Here is a 19,699-nt window from a genome sequence, read left to right on the forward strand (position 1 = left end):
CAACAATTATGGCAAGATTAAAAATTGATTACGGTATCGACCTGGGTACTACCAACTCTGCAATTTGCAGGATGGAAAAAGGTGAACCTGTCGTTATTAAGACAGACGTTCTTAAGGACACAATGCCTTCATGCGTGTCATTCACCAAACGCCAGAGCGTTAAAGCTGGAGATTCGGCCTTTAACGATTTGAAGAGTGATAAACGACGTGCATCTAAGGCTGGTAAGAAAGAGGCTTCAAATGCCTATGTTGAGTTCAAACGTACCATGGGTACTGATACAAAGTATACCAGTACATATATGGGCCGTGACTATTCTTCAGAAGAACTGTCTGCAGAAGTGCTGAAAACACTAAAGTCTTTTGTAACAGATGAAAATATATCTTCTGTGGTTATTACAGTACCTGCTAAGTTTACTGTAGGTCAAAAAACTGCCACAATGGAGGCGGCTAAAATGGCAGGTTTCACGAAATGTGAACTCCTCCAAGAACCAATTGCAGCGGCTATGGCTTATGGTTTAACCACGGATTCAAAAGATGGCATTTGGATGGTGTTCGACTTTGGCGGTGGAACTTTTGATGCAGCTTTGTTGAAAGTAGAAGATGGTATCATGCAAGTGTTTGACACCGAAGGTGATAACTATCTTGGAGGTAAAAATCTTGACTACGCAATTGTTGATAATATAATCATCCCATATTTGCAAAAGAACTTTGTTCTGGATGAAACTCTTGATAACGAGGAAAAGAAGGAAGTGCTCCGTGATGCAATGAAGACATTTGCAGAAGAAGCGAAGAATCAGCTTTCATTCAAGGATAAGTATGATATTCTTTCAAATCTTGGTGACTTGGGAGAGGATGAAGATGGTGAAGAAATGGAACTGGATTTAACAGTTTCACAAAGTGAAGTGTTTGATGTTATGCGTCCTTATTTCCAGAAAGCAGTTGATATTTGTAAGGAACTAGTAAATCGCAACCATCTTTCTTCTTCACAAATTAATAAGTTGATACTTGTGGGAGGTCCAACTCATTCACCATTGATTCGCCAGATGTTAAAGGATCAAATTACCCCGAATGTTGACACATCTATTGACCCGATGACTGCAGTGGCTACAGGAGCAGCACTATATGCATCTACCATGGATGCAGTTGTTGACCAGAAGGACATTAAAGTTGGAACTGTTAAATTAGAAATAGGTTACGAATCAACATCAGTTGAACAAACTGAATGGGTAAGTGCAAGGTTGGAGCCTGGTAGCTCTTTTTCAAAGGTTTACGTTGAATTGGAAAGAAGTGATAGGGCATGGTCAAGCGGAAAGGTAGAAATTGATGCTACCGGTAATGTCATAGAGGCTAATCTTCTTGAATCAAAGCCAAATTCATTTGCAATTATTGCATATGATGAGCAAGGAAACAAAGTACCTTGTTTTCCAAATGAAATCACGATTATACAGGGCTCTAAAGTAGGTGCTGCTCCACTTCCTTATAATATTGGTATTGCTACATGGAGTGAAGCAAAGAAGCGTCCAGTCTTTAGAATGGCTAAAGGCTTGGAGAAGAACAAACCTGTACCTGCGGTTGGAGTTATTAATGACCTCAAAACCACAAGTAAGTTACGTCCTGGTGTTGAAAGTGATGTTTTGAAGATTCCTGTTTATCAGGTAGATGATTTTAAGGGTGCTGAAGGTAGAAGTGCTTCTTTGTATGAATATGTTGCAGACATCGTAATTACAGGAGATGATGTAGAATCATTAATTACAGAAGATTCTTCTGTAGATGTAACATTAAAGGTTGACACTTCCGAACAAATGACCCTTGAAGTTCATTTCCTTGCAACAGATACTACTGTAGAAAAGCAACTCGATACTAGTAAGAAACAGTCTATCGATGATGCTGCAAAGATTATTAACAAGGATCTTGCAGAAGCCCAACGTAGTATAAGTCGACTCAGTGGTTCTGGTGTGAATACTGATGAATTGCAGAATAAGCTTGATGCAGTAAAGAATGAAGCAGCTAATAGTTCTGAGAAAAAAGCCGTCCTTCAGCATCTAAAAGAAGTTCTTCGTGAGATTGAGGATCAAGATGATGCAACTGAATGGGATCGCATTGAAAAAGATTTGCGTGAAGAATTCGATAGACTTGAAAAAGCTCAAAATGACCTTGGTAACGATAAAACTTTACAGATTGTTAATCAATTGAGACATCAAACAGATCAAGTCATCCACAGTAAGGATGTTAAGATGGGACGTGAGGTTCTTGAACAAATAAATGCCCTCTTTGTACATTTGACTCTGCTATATCAGTGTATGGGCTTTATAGAGCATTATAATGGCCGTTTCGGTTCTGTAAGATGGACTGATTCTGGTCGAGCACGTCAGTTACTTAATCGAGGTTTAGAGGCTATCAATAACAATCCTACGGTGGATGTTTTGCATCCAATAGTATGTGGATTGATTGATTTGATGCCGGATGATGAGAAAGAAGATGCTGGCGGTATGCTCAGATAAATTTATTCGCCTTCTGTGTTTAGCCACAGAAGGCGAACCTTAGATATTATTGATAATTAATACAATAATCCATATATGCTTTACAATAAGAAGGATAATATTGGACCCTACACAGTTACATTTCAGCATAAAGAAGGTTCTTATGCTGAAACATATCGTGTTAAGGATGCTCAAGGCAAAACACGATTCTTAAAACTGATTGATTATTCCAAACTTAATAGACATCAAATAGACGATAATGGACGAGTTGTGGAAGTTGAAATCTCAAAATGTTTAAACCATCACAACCTGTGTAGCTATATTGACTCCGGAAGCATAATGGTTAATGGAGGGCAACGAACATATATCGTAACGGAGTTTATTAGTGGTGAAACACTTGCTCAGAGAATTATTCGAGACGATGATATTAGTGTTTACGATATTAAGAAGATTGCCAAAGCTGTACTGTCAGCACTCGATTCAATTCACAACCAAGACGAGCCTATCGTGCATGGAGAGGTAACGATTCAAAATGTAATGCTAAATTTAGTAGGTGGCTTGGAGGATTTGAAGTTGATTGATTTTGGACATGCTCGGTTCCTGAATCAACCACCAGCAAAGCCAAACTTAAATGAACTGAATCCTTTTTATTTGGCACCTGAGAGATTCTCTGGTGTTTGCCAGATACAATCTGACATCTATTCTGTCGGTGTAATGATGTATCACCTGCTATATGGAGAGCTACCTTGGTTTCTTGACATTTCAAGGATCAAAGGTGATAAAGTGGAACGCATTTTATCTGAAAGGGAAAAACCTCTTAAAATCCCTACAACTGATATCTTTGAGTTAGATGAACAGTTCTTAAACTGTATAATAAAGGCATTAAGTTATGATGTAGAAAACCGTTTCCAAACAGCTCAGGAGTTCATAAAAGCAATTGATGGTGAGATAAAAGTAGAACGCCAGCCGACGTATAGAAAAGTAAAATCTGACGAATCAAAAAAGGAAGATAAAGATTCTAAGCGGTCTCTTTCACGCAAGGTGGAGGGACCTGGATTCGCAGCTATTGCTGGCATGGATGACCTAAAACGTCAAATGAGGGAAGAGGTTATAGAGCCACTTCATAATCCAGAGGAATATCATAGATATGGTGTGACAATTCCGAATGGAATGTTATTATACGGGCCTCCTGGTTGTGGCAAGACTTTTTTTGCAAAACATTTTGCAGAAGAAGTCGGGTTTAATTTCATGCAAGTAACTCCAGCTACCCTAAAAAGCAAATGGATAAATGCTACTCAGGAAAATATAGCTGCAATGTTTCAAGAAGCAGAAGCAAATGCTCCTACCATTATATTTATTGATGAATTGGATGATTTATTAAAGGATCGTTCATTAGCTGAAGATAAAGGTATGTCTGGCATTAACGAGTTCCTGGCACAGATGGACAGAACAGGTGAGAAAGGTATCTTTATCATAGGTGCCACCAATAAGCCTGATGTACTTGATCCGGCTGTATTGCGTGCTGGCAGGCTTGAAAAAAAATATTATCTTGGAGTTCCCGACAAAGCAGCAAGAGAAGCGCTTTTCAAGTTATACCTTGAAAAACGTCCATACGATTTTGGCTTAGATTATGGATTGCTTGCAGATATGACGCACAATTATGTTTCTGCTGACATTCAGTTAATTGTAAATGATGCGTCAAGAGCTGCTTTAAAAGCGCATAGCAAGATTACTATGGAGTTGCTACAAAATGCAATTTCAAAGGTAAAGCAATCTATATCTGATAACGAATTAAAAAAATATGAACGTATCAGAGCCATTATGAATGGTGAAAAGATTACGTCCGATAGACCCAGAATAGGTTTTTAACTTTTTAAATATTTGAGTTATGAATAATCAAGAATTATTATTGAAAACCATTTTCGCATGTATGGCATGTGACGGTGACATCGCATCTGAGGAAGTTCAGGTATTACGTGAGCTTATTGCAAACACAGATTTGTTCAAAGAATTAGATGTTGAAGTGGTATTAAAGAAATATGTGGATTCTATCAACAAAGATGGAGTGTCATTTTTGAATAATTATCTAAGCGACATAGCAGAAGATGCATTATCTAAGGAAGAGCAAATGTGTTTGGTTGATTTAGCATTTAAGACTATCGAAGCAGATAAGCGCATTGAATACTCAGAAGTCAAATTTTTCAAGAAGATTCGCGTTAGGTTATCACTAACAGATGAAGAAATTCTTGCCAAATATCCCGATAAAGAGGATTTCTTACTGCCAGATATTAATGTCGCAGACGACCCAGAATGGAATAATGTGACTTTTGCAGAAATAACTCTAAGTCTGGATAATGAACCTCTTAGTCTGAAAAAGGAAGCAGAAGTAGAAGAAGCAGAAGCAAAGTAGTGTCGTCATTTTTTTCTGCCAATTGCTATATATAGAAATATTCATATTTTAAACTGTTTTGACAAAATGGGTTTTTTTGACATTTTTAAACGCAAGAAAGAGCCTGAAATGCCAGAGGCATTAGCAAAGGTATATAAGTTGTTTTTCCCAGAAGGAATAGGTCAACAAAAGCTTCTAACAAGCCAATTATGCAAAAAATTGGGCAATAGATATAATGAAGATGTAGTGGCAAATAACTATATTTTTGTTTTGACATGCTTGTTTATGGATGAAGATAAAACCCTTAGCGCAATAACGGGGAAGGTAAAACAACGTATAAATAACCAGTTGACAGAATCCGACATTCGTATAATCTACAATCATGCAGTAGATAATAACAAGCAACTGTCACAGACCGTTGGCTTGTTAAATGCAATGGAAATGATGTGCAACACAGGAACTTCGGAAGATGTGATGCCAGAAGGTTATGGTGAATTCGGATTAGATATAACTAATCCAATTCCTATTCATGGTGTACCTCAAAATGAAGTGTATCTAAGAAAATTGCGCCTTTCCAACGGATCAAAAATATCCTGGAAAAGGATAGGGTCTTGTAATGCTCCAAACATTGAACACATAATTGATAAATATGAAATATGTGATCAATTTGGTAACAAGGTGTGCAATTTGTACTTATGTCCTTACAATAGGAAGACAAGTAATAAAATGCCAAAAGGATTTATTTTTGATGGGCAGAGACCATCCGTGGTTCCTCCTGTGAATAAAAGCTTACAAGGTAAAATACTACCGTTCAAAGGTGTTTCCTATGTTACAGATGATAATGGCGAGCCATTACTGGTTTTCTACCGTTCATCGTCAAAAGTATTTGTGAATAAAAGAACTAATAACGATAACGTAGGATATTTTCTGAATATAAGACGTCCTTTACTCCTGGATGTCACTGGCATGGACAAAATAGAAATACCCCCTATGCCTTCAGAATGTGACGGAATAATCCTGAAAGGTTATGGAATAAATAAATCTACAGGATTCATAGTTAGAGATTTTCAGTCACAAACAATGGAAATTCCTTTGGGAGATACAAATGTGTCAAGAAGCTCATCTACTTCTTCCAATGATGCATATCTGTTGTTATTTAGTGCGTCATGGTGTGGTCCATCTAAACGATTCGTAAAAGAAATAAATGAAGCAGGAATTAACTCTTACACATATATTGATGTTGAACAGGATGGCACTGAAGATCTGCAAGAGAAATATAGTGTAAGGAGTATTCCCATGACTTTTTTGGTCAAGACAAATGGAGATATTATCAATAAATGGGAAGGGTATGATGATGAAGACCCCGGACAGACCAAATTTGTAAATTATATACGAACTTGTGGATACAATATTATTCCCTATAATGGTGAGAAGTTATAATATCTATTTGAAATGTTAGATACACTAAGCTATAACCAGAAAAAAGCCTTAGCTCGTGTCGGATTGGGCATTATGGGGATTTCATATGGTGGAAGAATTAGAACCAATGAGCCCGATATATATGCTCTATTCGTTGATTTCTTTTACGTTGATTCGCAAGAAGAAATTTTACCCATCTTACAAGATATTATTAGGATGGATCAAAGCGAAGCAACCGAAATCGCGAAACAGTTAAGCAATCGCGAAAAGGACGAGTTCCGTACATATATGGTTGATGCCGCCAGAAATGATGGCAGAAGACTTCTTGCTATCGCGGCGTTCATGCAAAACATTGGATTTAATTCGAGTTACTTTGACTAAATGGACTCATAAAAAGAATGGCAGAGTCATACGATATATTCATAAGTTATTCAAATAAAGACCGTCAAATAGTCCACAAGTATGCAAAATTCTTAGAGGATTATGGATATAAAGTGTGGTATGATGTCAAAGGTCTCTATGGCGGAGCTAAATTTGCGGGTGTAATAGCAGACGCTATCGAGGCTTCAAAATTGTTTGTGTTCTTTTCTTCTGAAAATTCCAACAAATCAGAGTGGACAAAAGGAGAAATATTTCTGGCTCAAAAATTCGGCAAACAAATACTTCCTGTACGACTTGATGATTCCGATTATGAAAAGTCCGTAATGATAGTTCTACTACCATTACAATATATTGTTTGTAAGAATGGAGTATCTCCTGGGGCTTTAGATGAATTACAGAATGCAATCAATAAATTCATAGGTGAACCGCCAAAAAGGAAAGAGTTAAGTGATAAAAAAAAGATAACGAAACGTCGTTGGGTTAAGCCAAGTCTTTGGCTTTCTGGCTTCTTGTCATTATTTTTTGCTTTTTTCATGATGGTTGTTAGTGGTGAGTACATGATCAATGTTTCTCTATCACTCTTTTCGATGACGATTACATCTTTTCTCTGTTTTCTTGTATGTTTGTATATCGTTTTCCTTGACCAGAAATGGAATGAACGAACAATGACAATGAATCTAGTATATTTATTGGGGATGACATTCTTCTTGTCCTATTCAATTATGGCATTCGGATTATGCTATATAAGCTATGAAGTCTTCTCATTAAATTACCCTAGTATCATTTGTGCTGTTATTTCAATTTATGCATTAATTAAGTTGATGAATTATAAAAAAATTGGGTATTTCATTCTCTGGATATGCGTATTCTTATTTTCAGCAGGTAGTTATTGGTGGCTTATGCATTCTATCATTGCCCCAATCATCATTGCCGTTATAGGTTCCGTTTGTATGCTTGTTTTAACTGGTTTGTTAAAACAAAGGTACAATGACATTTCCATGTGGAGTAAATTGTCTTAAAAAGAAATAACGTCTCATAGATATAACTCACAAGCGGATGAGTGAATATGAAATATAATTATTGATAGTCAACTATGAAATATTTATATCTTATTTTAGCGGCATTGCTTATGCTTTGTCTTGCTCCTATGCCATATGGCTACTATCAGCTGGTACGATTCATTGCATTGGTTCTGTTTGCAGTGTTTGCCTATAATACTTGGCGGCAAGAGCAACGGCCATTGGCTGTTGTTTTGGGGGCTTTAGCGTTGCTATTTCAACCATTTGTGAAGGTTGCTCTTGGTAGAGCGTTGTGGAACATTGTCGATGTGATTGTTGCATTGGGACTGATTGCTTTATGGTGGTTCGGTCAAAAAAAAGCTGGTTCTGATTGAGCTTTCTACCATATACTAAAGAAGCGTTGAGCTGTTGCATAAACAGAAAAGCCTCGATTTTGTATTAAAAGCATTATAGTTTACTGGAGCCAAGACTGTTAGCATTTATATACGAACAGTCTTGGCTCCAACAATTTTGCCGTCCAAAAGAAAGAGAGCCCAAATGCCTAATGCGACAGTTGGACTCTCCTAAATCTATACAATGAAAACCTCGTCTTTATAAACAGGTACTTCTTTGCCGTTGGTCAACTGAACAAGCCATTCAGTGCCATAGTCATCAACGATGATGCCGTTGCTGTGACCTTTCCGTGGGAATAAGAGTTCACAAAACGCTCCAATCAAATCGGTGCTGTTATCTTCGTCTGTGTACATAGTTGTATGTATTATGCGATGGTATGCCATCTGTAGCGACCGCATACCACCGCAGGTTAGTTATTCAAAGGTAAATTGACGGATGTAGAAGTAGGTGTCATCATCGTCATACTCATACTCATTGATGAAGTTCATCATTTCCTCATCAGTTCGCTCACCTTGCTCGATGTGCATCTTCTCACACCAATCATTGATAGCATCTTTGAGGGTGGTGTAGATGTCATCACAAGCATCCTCGAATGGTTCACCGCTGGAACTGACTGCCACCTCTTCGGGAAAGAAGTCGCCTTCATCATGCACATAATAGACCTCACAGCCACATTCACAGACTCTGTATGAGATAGAGAGTTCATCCCATAGCAGATGGTTAATCTCCTCGAATAACTCGTTGCAAGCATCCCATGCTGTTTCTGTCTCAAAGGATAGCAGATAGTAGTCATTGGCTGGGTCTTCCTCATACTCTGCCCAATAGATGTGACCACGAACACTAATTTGCTTTGTTTCGTAGTCGATGCCGTAGTGCTCTGCCAACTGGTAAAGCCAGATGTTTTTACTGTTCACCTCCATCTTTTGGAGTGTGCTCCACAGGTCGTTCACAGCCTTGCGTGTACCTGTCACCTTGTAGGTGGTTGTTGCTTGATTTGCCATAATCTTGAAGTTTTTATTTCCCTTCTGTAGATTTCTCTACTTTCGGGAGTGATTAGAAATTATGTTGCTTCACAAGGTGTTGTGACCATCAGCACAAGGTTATGGCTCCAAATACAACCCGTATGGTGTGGAGATTTTGAGTCATACCAATGGATCACCTTGGGTAGATGAAAGAACAACAGTTACCTTTGCAACCTAATTTCGTCGACTCACGAAAGCAGAAACGGCAGTCCTTTATCATACGAATACGCGCACGAAGGATTCTGAGGATATAAGTTTATTTGCCGTCCAAAAGAAAGAGAGATGGCTTGGTTCAATTGGACAAGGGTCGGTTTAGTTTATTCCCATATTAAATATCCATAACCTAAACTAAACCTTTTATCTTCCGGCTATAATATATATTTGTTGCGCAGAAGGGACAGAATAAGAGCCTGGAGGGACACGGAGGGACAAAAGTGTCCCCCGAGGGACAGATTTCGAAAAATGCCACAAAGGGCCAAATAACAGAGTCAACACTTTTTAACAAGCCAATTTTGAATTATAAAATGCGCCCATTTTTTGTCAGATTACAAAGATATACAAAGAACTGCAAAGATAAATGTACCTAAAGGGACAGAAATTGGAAGTCGCACTTCACTCGCTTCACAGAGAATACAAAAATGTGCAAAAATCCGTGTTAACGAATGTGAATATACAAAGAACTGGAAAAACGTCTTTGCAGATGTTTGTATATTTTATTTTTGACGGCAGCTTCATTTGCAGATTTTTGTATATTTTCCGTCCCTCCTCCGTCCCTCGGCATAGTATCTGTCCCCCGTAATTGGAGAAATATACGCTGATTATCAGCGACTTATATTTGCAGATTTTACATTCTGCATCGGAAAGTAGATTCTGCGTGGGAAAGTAGAGAATGTTAATCAGGAGTCACATCCTCAACGTAAGGCAAGAAACGATAAAAGTAACAAAACCACTGATATTCGGAGATTTAAGAGGATTACACTCTATGTATGTCATACGGCTCAAATATAGTTCAAATTATGCAATAACTACTGATAATCAAAGCGTTACACCCTCTGTATTGGAAAGTAGAACGTGAAAACAAGAGAAAACAAATATGGAAACAAAAGTATATACCATTGGTAATCAACGATTTAAGCCAGCAAAATTGCCGTTTTTCGCAACGGCTCAACTATTGTTCCCACACCTACTTTATATCTGATAATCAATGAGTTAATTACTCTGCATCGGCAAGTAGAGTCACACAGCATTTGCATTTTCAAGCATTTATAGATGGTCGGAATTAAAGATTTGGGCATGAAGAAAATACTATTCTTACACGGTTTCTTTGCCACAGGCAGTTGCCCGATGGCGAAAGCCCTGCAAGAGGCTTTCGTGGGGAAGGCGGTGGTGCTGACTCCCGACTTGCCACTCCATCCCAGGGAGGCATTGAAAGCGATCAGCACCATTATCGACCGGGAGCAGCCCGACTTGCTTTTGGGCAACAGCTGCGGAGCTTTTCTTGCGCAGATGCTTGCACCTGTGGTGGACATCCCTGCCCTACTCGGCAACCCACATTTCAAGATGACGGAGTTTCTGAAAGAGCGCATCGGCGAGCATGAATACAAGGCGCCACGAAGAGACGGCAATCAGCGACTGGTGATTGACGAGGCGCTAATTGCGGAGTTTGCTGAGCTGGAAGCCATACAGTTTGCCCATTGCAACCCATATTACAAGAATCGTGTGTGGGGACTTTTTGGTGAGAAGGACACACTGGCTAACTTCTCGCCTCTTTTTCTGGAGCACTACAGCAACGCCTTCCACTTTCCTGGCGGCCACACTCCTACAGAACAGGAAGTGAAGACCTGGTACGCTCCTCTTGCCACCAAAATACTCATAGAGTTTTCTGAATACTATAATGAACACTTTGCATAGTTGCCTCTCCTACTATCTTCTTGCCATCAATGCTATTACGTTCATAGTATACGGCATTGACAAATACGAGGCCAAGAAAGCGATGTGGCGCATTTCGGAAGCCACACTTTTGATGCTGTCTGTCCTCGGTGGAAGCATCGGAGCATGGATCGCCATACGAGTTTGGCGCCATAAGACGATGCACAAGTTATTCAAACATGGCATTCCTGTCATTCTTTTGATACAGATTGGCCTGATAGCGTATATGCACATACCTATGTGGAGCCATATTTCTTGAGGTAATATGGCTAAGGCTATAGATTACCCAGCCGACACACGTAACAAGAGCCGAATATGGTTTATTCAACTATGCCTTGCAAGAAGAAGAAAGACCGAATGTCATCAAGCCGACATTGTAAACAGACAAGCCTAATATCCATCTGCTTGTTATTCTTAGACTAGGCGCCTAGTCTCTAGTTCATCTCATCTCTCTGCAAGCAGTCCACACGATGGGAATAGTCACAACGAGAGAGATGAGGTCACTCACCGCCTGACATATTTCCACTTCCAATAGCCCGAAACATTGAGGAAGGATGATGATGAACCGGATGAGAAACAGTCCCTGCCTTGAAGCTGCAGGTATATTGGCACTTATGGTTTTTCTGCATGTTTGCATCATCATGTTTGCCATCATCATAAAGCTGCACGCTGTTTTTTATCATCTGTAGCTATTTTTGCTCGATTCCTGGACATGGATAACGCGACAGCTTAACTTTCCCCAAAGCACTGGTGCCCTTCGGTTCAGCGTTACCAAGGGATACGGGGCGTGAACTTCACCCGCAATAAACTGCCAACCAACCGCTTACTTACAACGTCGCTAGGGGATGGTGAGTATGAATATTCGCAATCATCCGACTATATGCATCTTGTACATTTCCAAATGCGTAGAGAGGTTTGCTGTTAACAAAGCAATGTAATAGGGCTGGAGTCCATGAGAGGAATCCAGCCCATATATTGGTTGCTCAAAAAGAGTTTTGACCGACAGCAATTACTAACTATTTTCTATTCTCTCTTTTATAACAGGGTCTATTATAATTTTCTTTGTACCGAGACGTACTTTATATCTTGACTGTGGGTTAGTTCGACTATCATTGTTGACTGTAGTTATACATAGATAATAATATGCTTCTTTATAGTTATCAGACAGCACATCCCATAATGCTCCCTTTATCTTGGAAACAGCATCATCTATACGATGAGCGGAGTTTTTGCCAACGACTGTATACCAATCTCTGAAATCATTGGAGAAACAAAAAGCAGAATACTTCTGGCGAAGCCAGGCTATCTGTTGGTCGGTAGCATTAAAGAAATGCCTTCTGCCTAAAGGATATCCCTCAATAGATGCCATCAACACTGCAGCATAAAGGAAAGTCTGGTCTGTTGACCCGAAATAGACCGGCATATGTTCTCCCTTGATACATATATCAAATCCCCAACCAGTCTTCTTTTTTCCATTCTTCAACGGCTTACCACCCGTAGGAACACTTGTAATTGAAAGAGTTATGTTTACCGAACTACCGGTTCTGTTGCGTTCATAAAGTTCCATGCTTATCTTACGCGCAGATCTGGCACCCAATGCTTCAATTACGATTTCCGAAGATTCTGCCATGTCGGTGGAATCCGTAGTACGCTCCAAGACCGCCGGAGCCACTCCCCTATTACATACATTACCCTCAAGCACCATTTCAAACATCTCTTTAACGATGGCATTATCCCTATACATCTTCATGGCCCTAATTGAAGACCCAGTAGAACGATCTTCAAGGATTTCCAACTGCCTGACATTCGCCTCGCAGACGGCTACTATAAACGAATTGAGTCCTGCCTTAACGTCTACTATAGCTTTGTCAAGATTTATAACATCAAGACCATAACAATAAGTCTCGTGTATACTATTCACGAGTCTTATCATTACATTGCATATCTTAGTTGCACGCTTCATGTCTTCAGGCAATTCCTCATAAGGAGTTGTTCCTTTTTTTACTATGGCAAATTGAAATATTCCTTTCGTCAACGACACATCATTATTAAGATGGCTGAGTTTCTTGCCATATTCTCTTTCTTCGCTTTCAGAAAGCATTATATATATGGCCAGGTGGTTCAGGTTTAGAATCCTGTTCTTGTCATTTATTATTATCATAACACAGATTTTGATTGGTTGTCAGCTGAAATAGGTCTTTCAAGTTCCTGCATAAACGCAGACATGTCTAAATTACGTGAATCACGAGAACAATCCAGTGCATGCATTATCGCACCTATAATCGGCTTTGACACATGATTCAGTTCAAGACTTTCTTTCATTCTCTTGTTCCCATAAACAGGATTTTTCCCTGTGAGCATGAAATACATGGTTGCCGCTAACGAGTACACATCACGCCTCGGCTTTGTCAAATACAATTCTGGGGCCACATATGCCGGGGTTCCTATTCCTATAGTTTCATCAGGGAATTCATCAGACTCATCCAATGGTTGAGAGACTCTATCAAGCGCTTCTTGATAAGGATTGAATCCTGAGCGAACATCATCTGTCATCGAAGCAAGAGCCAATGCATCGTCATAACTTCTGGCATTGCCAAAATCTATGAGAACCGCATCATCACATCCATTCCGCAAAATTATATTGTTGGGGGAAATATCACCGTGCATGAGTCCCATGTTGTGGGCTCTTTTCACGACTGCGCCGACTTGTTTAATAAGAGCCACAACCCGCATTTGTTCCATTTTCCCGTGGTTTCGAATTTCCTCTCTCACCGTAGGGCCTTCAACATATTCCATCACATAATAGAGCCTGTGCGACCGATTATGGGGTAAGCCATCTATACGAGGCACATGTCGGCCACACGACTCATCACAACCTACCAAATAAAGCAATTTGGCCTCTGTAAAGAATCTCTCCGTCAGTTGTCTTAAATTATGGTAATCCCGCATCCGAGTATATTGCCCCACAGGTGCCCCTTCATCATATATATCCTTGAAAGTAACGCAGAACTCCTTAACTGCATACTGCACAGAAGGGTTGTCCATACAGCCTACAGCTCTATAAACACGCCCGAAACCACCAACGTTAACGGCGTCGCTGACAATTCTAACCCCATCTATGACATCACCTTTATGCAAAGGGGGCTGAAACGGTAATACATCTAGAAACATAGTAATAAGTTTAGTATTGTAAATATCATTGCCAAGATGTCATTCAACACTCTGGACAACATGCATGTCTTGTCACCATTGTCCTATGGATGACCAAGATTAGTTTATTAGCATCAGAATCGGTCAGATACATCAATAGGAGGCGCGAGTCATTTGCGAATGATTCATAGTTTACATGCGTATCAACGTATATATCATTTTCGATTCCATATCGCCCCGCTCCTGCAAAGATAATTATATTTGCAATAAACCATCCAATGCAAGGCGTTTTTATGACATACAATTAAGTTTTTTTTACAGTACATGCAATTCTATGTAAGCACGGCAAAGACCAAGAATTTATATAACGCTCTGATAAAACTACAAATGGGCGATTATATCTCAACCATAGTCATCAACCAATCGGTCATTAGACCGAATTAAGTTAGTCTGCAAGTTTTTCCTAACTTCCGTGAACTTAACTAGGGACATCTTTCCTCTGTATGAGTTCCGTCATAGCCCGCTACACCTTCAACCCAACCAGAAACAGGCAGTTCAAAACCGACACCAATATGAATTGAAGTCCAATGAGCGATTTAGGACAATCTATGAGAGTGATGATATAATTACAATATAGCTCACAGATTGATGGATTTACATATTGGGATATGGTCTTGGATTATGCAGAAGATACATTCTCGTGCGGAACAAATGTCATACTCTTATGCCAATTTGCCAATTAGCAGCATAAAAAACAGGACATTGATGAGATATATCAAAAAAAATGTCTAACTTTACCGCTGTTATTAATATAGGTATGAAAACCACATAAACGCCGTAAATGATGAAATTGACTAACAAAGCCCGTATCAAGCCGAAACAAATGACAGAGATAGCGACATCAGGCATCATGCGCCCGCTGTTGGCAGTCGTAGTATAGACCGGCGCTCATATCGTTGGCATGAGTACGATCCCATCCAGACCTACCGCAGAAGTGAAATCATAAAAAGCAATTATATGAATATCATCAAAGACGAACAAAGACAGATTAATCTTCACCCTCTTATGATTTACCTTGTCATGTCTTCAGAAGACTGTAAAGAAAGAGCAGCTGCTGTTAACCGAATGAACAGACGCCATGCGTTCACACGCAACCTCTTCAAGTTTCGGACCATTGAGCACATTGACAAGCAGAACAACGAGATATCGACCGAATTGGCTAACTACATCAAGCGCTACAATATGATTGTGCGCCTCATAGACAATACCGACAATAGCTTCTATTATGCTGTACGCAAGATCAATTTCAACCTCAATGACGCTGAGGTAGGTAGCGCTATACAAAAATTTGTGGGCGGCGTATGCAAGAAGAACTTTGACTCTTTATCCAAGAAGATTGAGACGTTATTACTGCAGGGAGATGTGTCGATAGAAAGGATATTGTCGCTACAGCAGATGCAGAAGACATTCTATGACGCAATGACTACAGAAGGGATTAAGCCCAAGGGTGGACCTATCTCAACGACAGAAAAAGACATCATCGAGAATCCAAAGGACAAGATGTCGCAGGAGAGCACAATAAATGGTCAAGCGGCAGTGAATGCCAACACGCCTGAATCTATTGCACCCAGCATAGAGAGCTATACTGGGGCTCCCGATAGAAGCACATCTGACGCAATCGTAACGGGACTATATGACGCAAGCCGCGCGACCGCCCTGAAACGCGACTTGCGTCAGCGCACACCTCCACAAGTACCCCTGACAGTCTCGGTAGAGGTCAAGCAGATTGTGAAAAGGGTGCTCAAGAACGGCAGGGAAAAGAAAGATTATGGTGTAGTCTTCATGGTAAACCATCAAGAGGCACATCCCGTGCGCTTTGGCAGCAAAGACCAGAGAATGCTATATCTCTGTACGCTTCTAAGAAAGAAAATAGGTGAGAAGATGTACTTGCATGAGTTTTATCACAACTCTAAGGGCCAAAGCCATAAGAGTAGGTTCAAGAGAGGCACATCTACCAATTGGCTCAAAGCCGTATATGATGCCATTTTCCCTAACGATGGACGAGATTATGCCGATTGGATAGAAAAAGCAAAATCCGGACGCCCTCTCCACCAAGGAAAAACCCAATCTAACAGCAGTATTGCGAAGGCTCTTGGCGAGGAGAACCCTGGCCTGTACTACTGCGTCGTCAACACAATAGAAGATGAAATAGGTGACTCGTATTATGACATCAAGATATCTCCCGAGAATATCATCATACCCCATGAGCTGCAGTTTCTGCTTGACAGGTTTGACCAGTTGATGGGATTGGCCTTGGAATGACCGTCACGGCGTAGCCCACACATACTTACAGGCAAAAGAATTTATCTTATACGTATATTACATTTCTCCGCAAGGGTATTTTTACATACCTTTGCGGAGTATTTTTTATATATACGACTCTGGACACCACAAATATCAACTACGAGACGCCACATGCTGCATGATGGACCGACAGATTCATAATCATGGGCTCAGACAAAATGAATTAGAAGTATGAATCGGGGAATTCATGCCCTGCAACAGACAGTTCGCACCGTCAATCATATAAATCATGACCCGAAAATGACTTTAGAAGGGACTTGAGCAGGAAGCCGTCATCGGCACACACTACAGAACAAAGAAAGAACAATAACCCAAAGAACTTCACAAAAACGAGAATTACAATGAAGAAAATAGCTATTCAGTGGAGCGACACCCAACAAGTCTGGCATCGCTCCAGGGATGGACAAAAATTTGAGAAAGACGGCAGACTGGGACTTAAGGATGCTCAGGGCAAGATTATCCTAGAAGCAACCTGCGACCAGATAGAACTCTGTAAAGACCATGTGTACACCCGAACGGGCGACACGGTAACCAAATACTATCCATCAGAGATGGTAGAACAATGCAGCTTTGATGCCAATGACGCCATATTCTATGAAGACGGGAAGATGGGGGTAAAGAACAAAAGTGGAAATATTATTTTACCTGCCATCTATGACTGCGTCAAGGACTGGAAGCCCTACGATGTCGTGTATGTCAAAAACGAGGATGGCTTTCACTATTTCACCCATTCTGGAAAGGAGGTTTTAACCGACTACGACAATATTGAGGGTAGCAATTGTGATGACGAGCCATTCTATATTGATGAAAAGCAGTGTACAAATGTGATTGTCACAAGGCAATTGGTCGAAAAAAAGAAGAACGCCAACTGTATCAAGTATGGGCATAAGTGGGTTGAAATAGACAGGTTCGCCAAAAATGACCTATCTACAATTATTGGCAACTGCGAGGTAGTGCCCATGCCCGACGATGCCCTGGACGGCATTGACAGCCTATCCACTTATATCTATGAGGGCTTCATCGCGTCGTCGTGTGAAGAAAATTCTGTCGAAGACTGTGTCAACCAGCTCTGTATGCTCAATGCGTATGGCTCAAGTTGGAAATTCATCACCAAAGTATGGATTCACCCAGAGTCAACGATATCACTGGAAGAGCTGAAGAAATTCTGGTTAATCTACAGCGACAATTCGGACTTCTACAAGCATAAAGGTATTGAAAGCAGATTCAATGTCGAAGACTGGTTGCGTATCGGAATCGGCTATGACGAGGCCTTGGGCAAAGACGAAATCGAAGTGCTGCAGATACATTACTTTACAGACAGATGGCCAAGTTCGGCAGAAATGAAATGGGTGAATGGGCTACGCCGCTCGGATGTATCCAATCTTATGGAACTGAAGAAACAACTTGACTCCCACATCGACCATATCCGCATAAACGACGAGAAACTGGCAGACGCCATACATCGCGAAATACTGGAAGGTTGTCATATCAGCTGCAATGTAGACACCCAGCTGACCCCAGATGAAGAAATTAACAAATATGACTATTTGAAAAGCATCGGATTCCACTGCCTGGATACGCTCTGGTACACATGCCGCTCCCTGCTGGAGTCGACCCTACAGGGAGATGCCAACAACCCGGTAGCACTGACAGAAAAGCAGCTGCAGTTTGCAGCCCGTAAAATAACATGGCTACTGAACAATGGCACAACACCCAACTATGTCAAGTCGCGATGCACAGCGCTGGACTTTCTCTCCCTGCTGAAAAAGCTCTACGAGTACATGGATTGGTCTGTGGATGGCCAGGTGGTGCTCTCAGAACTGGAAATCGCGATGCGCAAGAAAGGGTGTCGCTACGGACGGGAGCTAGATAGAGACGAAATGTTCTGGAGAGAATTCAAGCCTGGTCTCCATGACGACAGCCCGTTCTCACTGAAGCCATATACCGGCAAAGTAGTCATTGGCGAAGAACAGGAAATAAACGCAGATTTCATTAACAATATATCAAACACACACTAATATGGAAATAAAACAAAAATGGATTTTGGAGAATTGGGTCTACTACCCTATCCCCGGAAATACGACACTTCATGTGACACCTGGAACTGGCGTATTTCAAATCTTTCAAGAGAAAAGCATGGGGGGCTCTCGTCTTGGACTGGTCAACATCGCAGATGCCTTCCAATTCAACTTCAAGATTTATAACCTCGGGATAGACGACATTATGGACAAAGTTGAGAAGACTTGGAATTCGGATGTATTTGTCAATGGCCAGAAAAATCTTGGCGTAATCTTTAATGGCCTGAAGGGAACCGGCAAGACCATCGCCGCCAAGATTCTGAGCAATCGTATGGGTATGCCCGTTGTCATCGTAGACGCCGCATATCCAGGGTTGCAGAATTTCATCCAGTCTCTGTGCTTTGAATGCACAGTACTTATCGACGACGCCGAGAAGACATTCAAAGACGAAGGAGAGGTGCTGCTGAAAATGATAGACGGCGTATACAATGAGAAACGCAAACTATATCTTCTCACAACCAACAATCTACATCTGGATCCCAACCTTCTCGGACGGCCGGGACGAATTCGCTATATCAAGCAGTTTGGAAATCTGACTGCCAGTGCAGTGGATGAATACATCAAGGACAATCTGGTGGATATGAGCATGAAGGACCAGGTGCTCAAGGCGGTCGACACGCTCGAGATATCGACCATCGACATTCTGAAATCGATAGTAGATGAAGTCAATATCCATGGCGAAATCGAAGAACGCAGCATGCTCAACATCCCAAAGGCAAAGTATAAGATTGATATCATTAAGTTTGCTGGTCTGGAGTTGGACAGAAAGGATGAACTGAAGGCATTCCTAAGAACCAATGTGCCCAAGGGCATGACCGTCAAGAACTGGCTTGAGAAAGAATGGCGACAGACTCCTGATGGAACTGACGACAACCAAGACCTGCTGAACGAGAAGTTTGATATGAACTCATGGTTTATCCCAAATCGGTCATTAGAAAAAGTTTCTTGTCATTTTCTAATGACCGCCATTAGAAAAACAGCTTTGTATATGCTTGATTTATAAATATTTACTAACTTTACCACGAAAAAAAGAATATACTCCGATGCGAAACTGTGACATAAAGTTTGTAAATAA

At 40.7% G+C, this 19,699-nt stretch carries 17 protein-coding genes; 12 read left to right on the plus strand and 5 right to left on the minus strand.

Features of this window, described 5'->3' with window-relative positions; translation table 11 throughout:
- Positions 1-8: 8 nt before the first annotated feature.
- The 7 genes from CIK87_RS07200 (at position 9) to CIK87_RS07230 (ending at position 8,062) form a co-directional block, all read left to right on the plus strand.
- Positions 9-2,501 (plus strand): Hsp70 family protein, encoded by a 2,493-nt coding sequence (locus tag CIK87_RS07200; protein ID WP_094386621.1) that lies wholly within the window; start codon positions 9-11, stop codon positions 2,499-2,501.
- A 75-nt stretch (positions 2,502-2,576) separates the two neighbouring features.
- Positions 2,577-4,349, plus strand: coding sequence for an AAA family ATPase (locus CIK87_RS07205; RefSeq protein ID WP_094386622.1), 1,773 nt, complete (start codon positions 2,577-2,579; stop codon positions 4,347-4,349).
- A gap of 19 nt (positions 4,350-4,368) precedes the next feature.
- Positions 4,369-4,890: a TerB family tellurite resistance protein gene (locus CIK87_RS07210; RefSeq protein ID WP_094386623.1), complete on the plus strand. Its 522-nt coding sequence runs from the start codon at positions 4,369-4,371 to the stop codon at positions 4,888-4,890.
- Between the two features lie 66 nt (positions 4,891-4,956).
- A complete protein-coding gene (locus CIK87_RS07215; protein ID WP_094386624.1) occupies positions 4,957-6,309 on the plus strand; it encodes a thioredoxin family protein in 1,353 nt (450 codons plus the stop codon).
- A gap of 12 nt (positions 6,310-6,321) precedes the next feature.
- A complete protein-coding gene (locus tag CIK87_RS07220; RefSeq protein ID WP_094386625.1) occupies positions 6,322-6,669 on the plus strand; it encodes a hypothetical protein in 348 nt (115 codons plus the stop codon).
- Positions 6,670-6,686: 17 nt separating this feature from the next.
- A complete protein-coding gene (locus CIK87_RS07225; protein ID WP_094386626.1) occupies positions 6,687-7,688 on the plus strand; it encodes a toll/interleukin-1 receptor domain-containing protein in 1,002 nt (333 codons plus the stop codon).
- Between the two features lie 74 nt (positions 7,689-7,762).
- Positions 7,763-8,062, plus strand: coding sequence for a DUF6804 family protein (locus CIK87_RS07230; protein ID WP_094386627.1), 300 nt, complete (start codon positions 7,763-7,765; stop codon positions 8,060-8,062).
- Positions 8,063-8,257: 195 nt separating this feature from the next.
- On the opposite strand, the gene CIK87_RS07235 is transcribed toward CIK87_RS07230, so the two are convergent.
- Positions 8,258-8,434: a hypothetical protein gene (locus tag CIK87_RS07235; RefSeq protein WP_027455083.1), complete on the minus strand. Its 177-nt coding sequence runs from the start codon at positions 8,432-8,434 to the stop codon at positions 8,258-8,260.
- A 60-nt stretch (positions 8,435-8,494) separates the two neighbouring features.
- The gene (locus tag CIK87_RS07240; protein WP_094386628.1) at positions 8,495-9,082 is read right to left on the minus strand and encodes a hypothetical protein; all 588 of its coding nucleotides are present in this window, start codon (positions 9,080-9,082) and stop codon (positions 8,495-8,497) included.
- 1,314 nt (positions 9,083-10,396) lie between these two features.
- Between CIK87_RS07240 and CIK87_RS07245 the strand changes: the two genes are divergently transcribed.
- The gene (locus CIK87_RS07245; protein WP_094386646.1) at positions 10,397-11,014 is read left to right on the plus strand and encodes a YqiA/YcfP family alpha/beta fold hydrolase; all 618 of its coding nucleotides are present in this window, start codon (positions 10,397-10,399) and stop codon (positions 11,012-11,014) included.
- Complete coding sequence (locus CIK87_RS07250) at positions 10,998-11,291, plus strand: DUF1294 domain-containing protein (protein WP_094386629.1); 294 nt, start codon at positions 10,998-11,000, stop codon at positions 11,289-11,291. The genes CIK87_RS07245 and CIK87_RS07250 overlap by 17 nt, the downstream gene beginning before the upstream one ends.
- Positions 11,292-11,532: 241 nt before the next feature.
- Here the strand turns inward: CIK87_RS07250 and CIK87_RS07255 are convergent, their stop codons facing one another.
- From CIK87_RS07255 to CIK87_RS07265, 3 genes are all read right to left on the minus strand, one after another.
- On the minus strand, positions 11,533-11,715 hold the full coding sequence (locus CIK87_RS07255) for a hypothetical protein (protein WP_173823487.1): 183 nt from the start codon (positions 11,713-11,715) through the stop codon (positions 11,533-11,535).
- A gap of 329 nt (positions 11,716-12,044) precedes the next feature.
- The gene (locus CIK87_RS07260; protein ID WP_094386630.1) at positions 12,045-13,193 is read right to left on the minus strand and encodes a hypothetical protein; all 1,149 of its coding nucleotides are present in this window, start codon (positions 13,191-13,193) and stop codon (positions 12,045-12,047) included.
- Positions 13,190-14,203 (minus strand): serine/threonine-protein kinase, encoded by a 1,014-nt coding sequence (locus CIK87_RS07265; protein WP_094386631.1) that lies wholly within the window; start codon positions 14,201-14,203, stop codon positions 13,190-13,192. The genes CIK87_RS07260 and CIK87_RS07265 overlap by 4 nt, the downstream gene beginning before the upstream one ends.
- A gap of 996 nt (positions 14,204-15,199) precedes the next feature.
- On the opposite strand from CIK87_RS07265, the gene CIK87_RS07270 reads away from it, so the two are divergent.
- From CIK87_RS07270 to CIK87_RS07280, 3 genes are all read left to right on the plus strand, one after another.
- Positions 15,200-16,504: a hypothetical protein gene (locus tag CIK87_RS07270; RefSeq protein ID WP_094386632.1), complete on the plus strand. Its 1,305-nt coding sequence runs from the start codon at positions 15,200-15,202 to the stop codon at positions 16,502-16,504.
- Positions 16,505-16,887: 383 nt separating this feature from the next.
- A complete protein-coding gene (locus CIK87_RS07275; RefSeq protein ID WP_094386633.1) occupies positions 16,888-18,564 on the plus strand; it encodes a hypothetical protein in 1,677 nt (558 codons plus the stop codon).
- 1 nt (position 18,565) lies between these two features.
- The gene (locus CIK87_RS07280) at positions 18,566-19,627 is read left to right on the plus strand and encodes an AAA family ATPase (RefSeq protein ID WP_094386634.1); all 1,062 of its coding nucleotides are present in this window, start codon (positions 18,566-18,568) and stop codon (positions 19,625-19,627) included.
- Positions 19,628-19,699: the final 72 nt, after the last annotated feature.

This window comes from Prevotella sp. P5-64, from assembly GCF_002251285.1.
GTDB lineage: Bacteria > Bacteroidota > Bacteroidia > Bacteroidales > Bacteroidaceae > Prevotella.

Bases quoted from the DNA above. Each gene is read 5' to 3' on its own strand.
- CIK87_RS07240 (WP_094386628.1), bottom strand. From the start codon at position 9,082: ATGGCAAATCAAGCAACAACCACCTACAAGGTGACAGGTACACGCAAG.
- CIK87_RS07225 (WP_094386626.1), top strand. From the start codon at position 6,687: ATGGCAGAGTCATACGATATATTCATAAGTTATTCAAATAAAGACCGT.
- CIK87_RS07255 (WP_173823487.1), bottom strand. From the start codon at position 11,715: ATGATAAAAAACAGCGTGCAGCTTTATGATGATGGCAAACATGATGAT.
- CIK87_RS07245 (WP_094386646.1), top strand. From the start codon at position 10,397: ATGAAGAAAATACTATTCTTACACGGTTTCTTTGCCACAGGCAGTTGC.
- CIK87_RS07280 (WP_094386634.1), top strand. From the start codon at position 18,566: ATGGAAATAAAACAAAAATGGATTTTGGAGAATTGGGTCTACTACCCT.
- CIK87_RS07230 (WP_094386627.1), top strand. From the start codon at position 7,763: ATGAAATATTTATATCTTATTTTAGCGGCATTGCTTATGCTTTGTCTT.
- CIK87_RS07275 (WP_094386633.1), top strand. From the start codon at position 16,888: ATGAAGAAAATAGCTATTCAGTGGAGCGACACCCAACAAGTCTGGCAT.
- CIK87_RS07250 (WP_094386629.1), top strand. From the start codon at position 10,998: ATGAACACTTTGCATAGTTGCCTCTCCTACTATCTTCTTGCCATCAAT.
- CIK87_RS07265 (WP_094386631.1), bottom strand. From the start codon at position 14,203: ATGTTTCTAGATGTATTACCGTTTCAGCCCCCTTTGCATAAAGGTGAT.
- CIK87_RS07200 (WP_094386621.1), top strand. From the start codon at position 9: ATGGCAAGATTAAAAATTGATTACGGTATCGACCTGGGTACTACCAAC.
- CIK87_RS07210 (WP_094386623.1), top strand. From the start codon at position 4,369: ATGAATAATCAAGAATTATTATTGAAAACCATTTTCGCATGTATGGCA.
- CIK87_RS07205 (WP_094386622.1), top strand. From the start codon at position 2,577: ATGCTTTACAATAAGAAGGATAATATTGGACCCTACACAGTTACATTT.
- CIK87_RS07235 (WP_027455083.1), bottom strand. From the start codon at position 8,434: ATGTACACAGACGAAGATAACAGCACCGATTTGATTGGAGCGTTTTGT.
- CIK87_RS07270 (WP_094386632.1), top strand. From the start codon at position 15,200: ATGAATATCATCAAAGACGAACAAAGACAGATTAATCTTCACCCTCTT.
- CIK87_RS07220 (WP_094386625.1), top strand. From the start codon at position 6,322: ATGTTAGATACACTAAGCTATAACCAGAAAAAAGCCTTAGCTCGTGTC.
- CIK87_RS07260 (WP_094386630.1), bottom strand. From the start codon at position 13,193: ATGATAATAATAAATGACAAGAACAGGATTCTAAACCTGAACCACCTG.
- CIK87_RS07215 (WP_094386624.1), top strand. From the start codon at position 4,957: ATGGGTTTTTTTGACATTTTTAAACGCAAGAAAGAGCCTGAAATGCCA.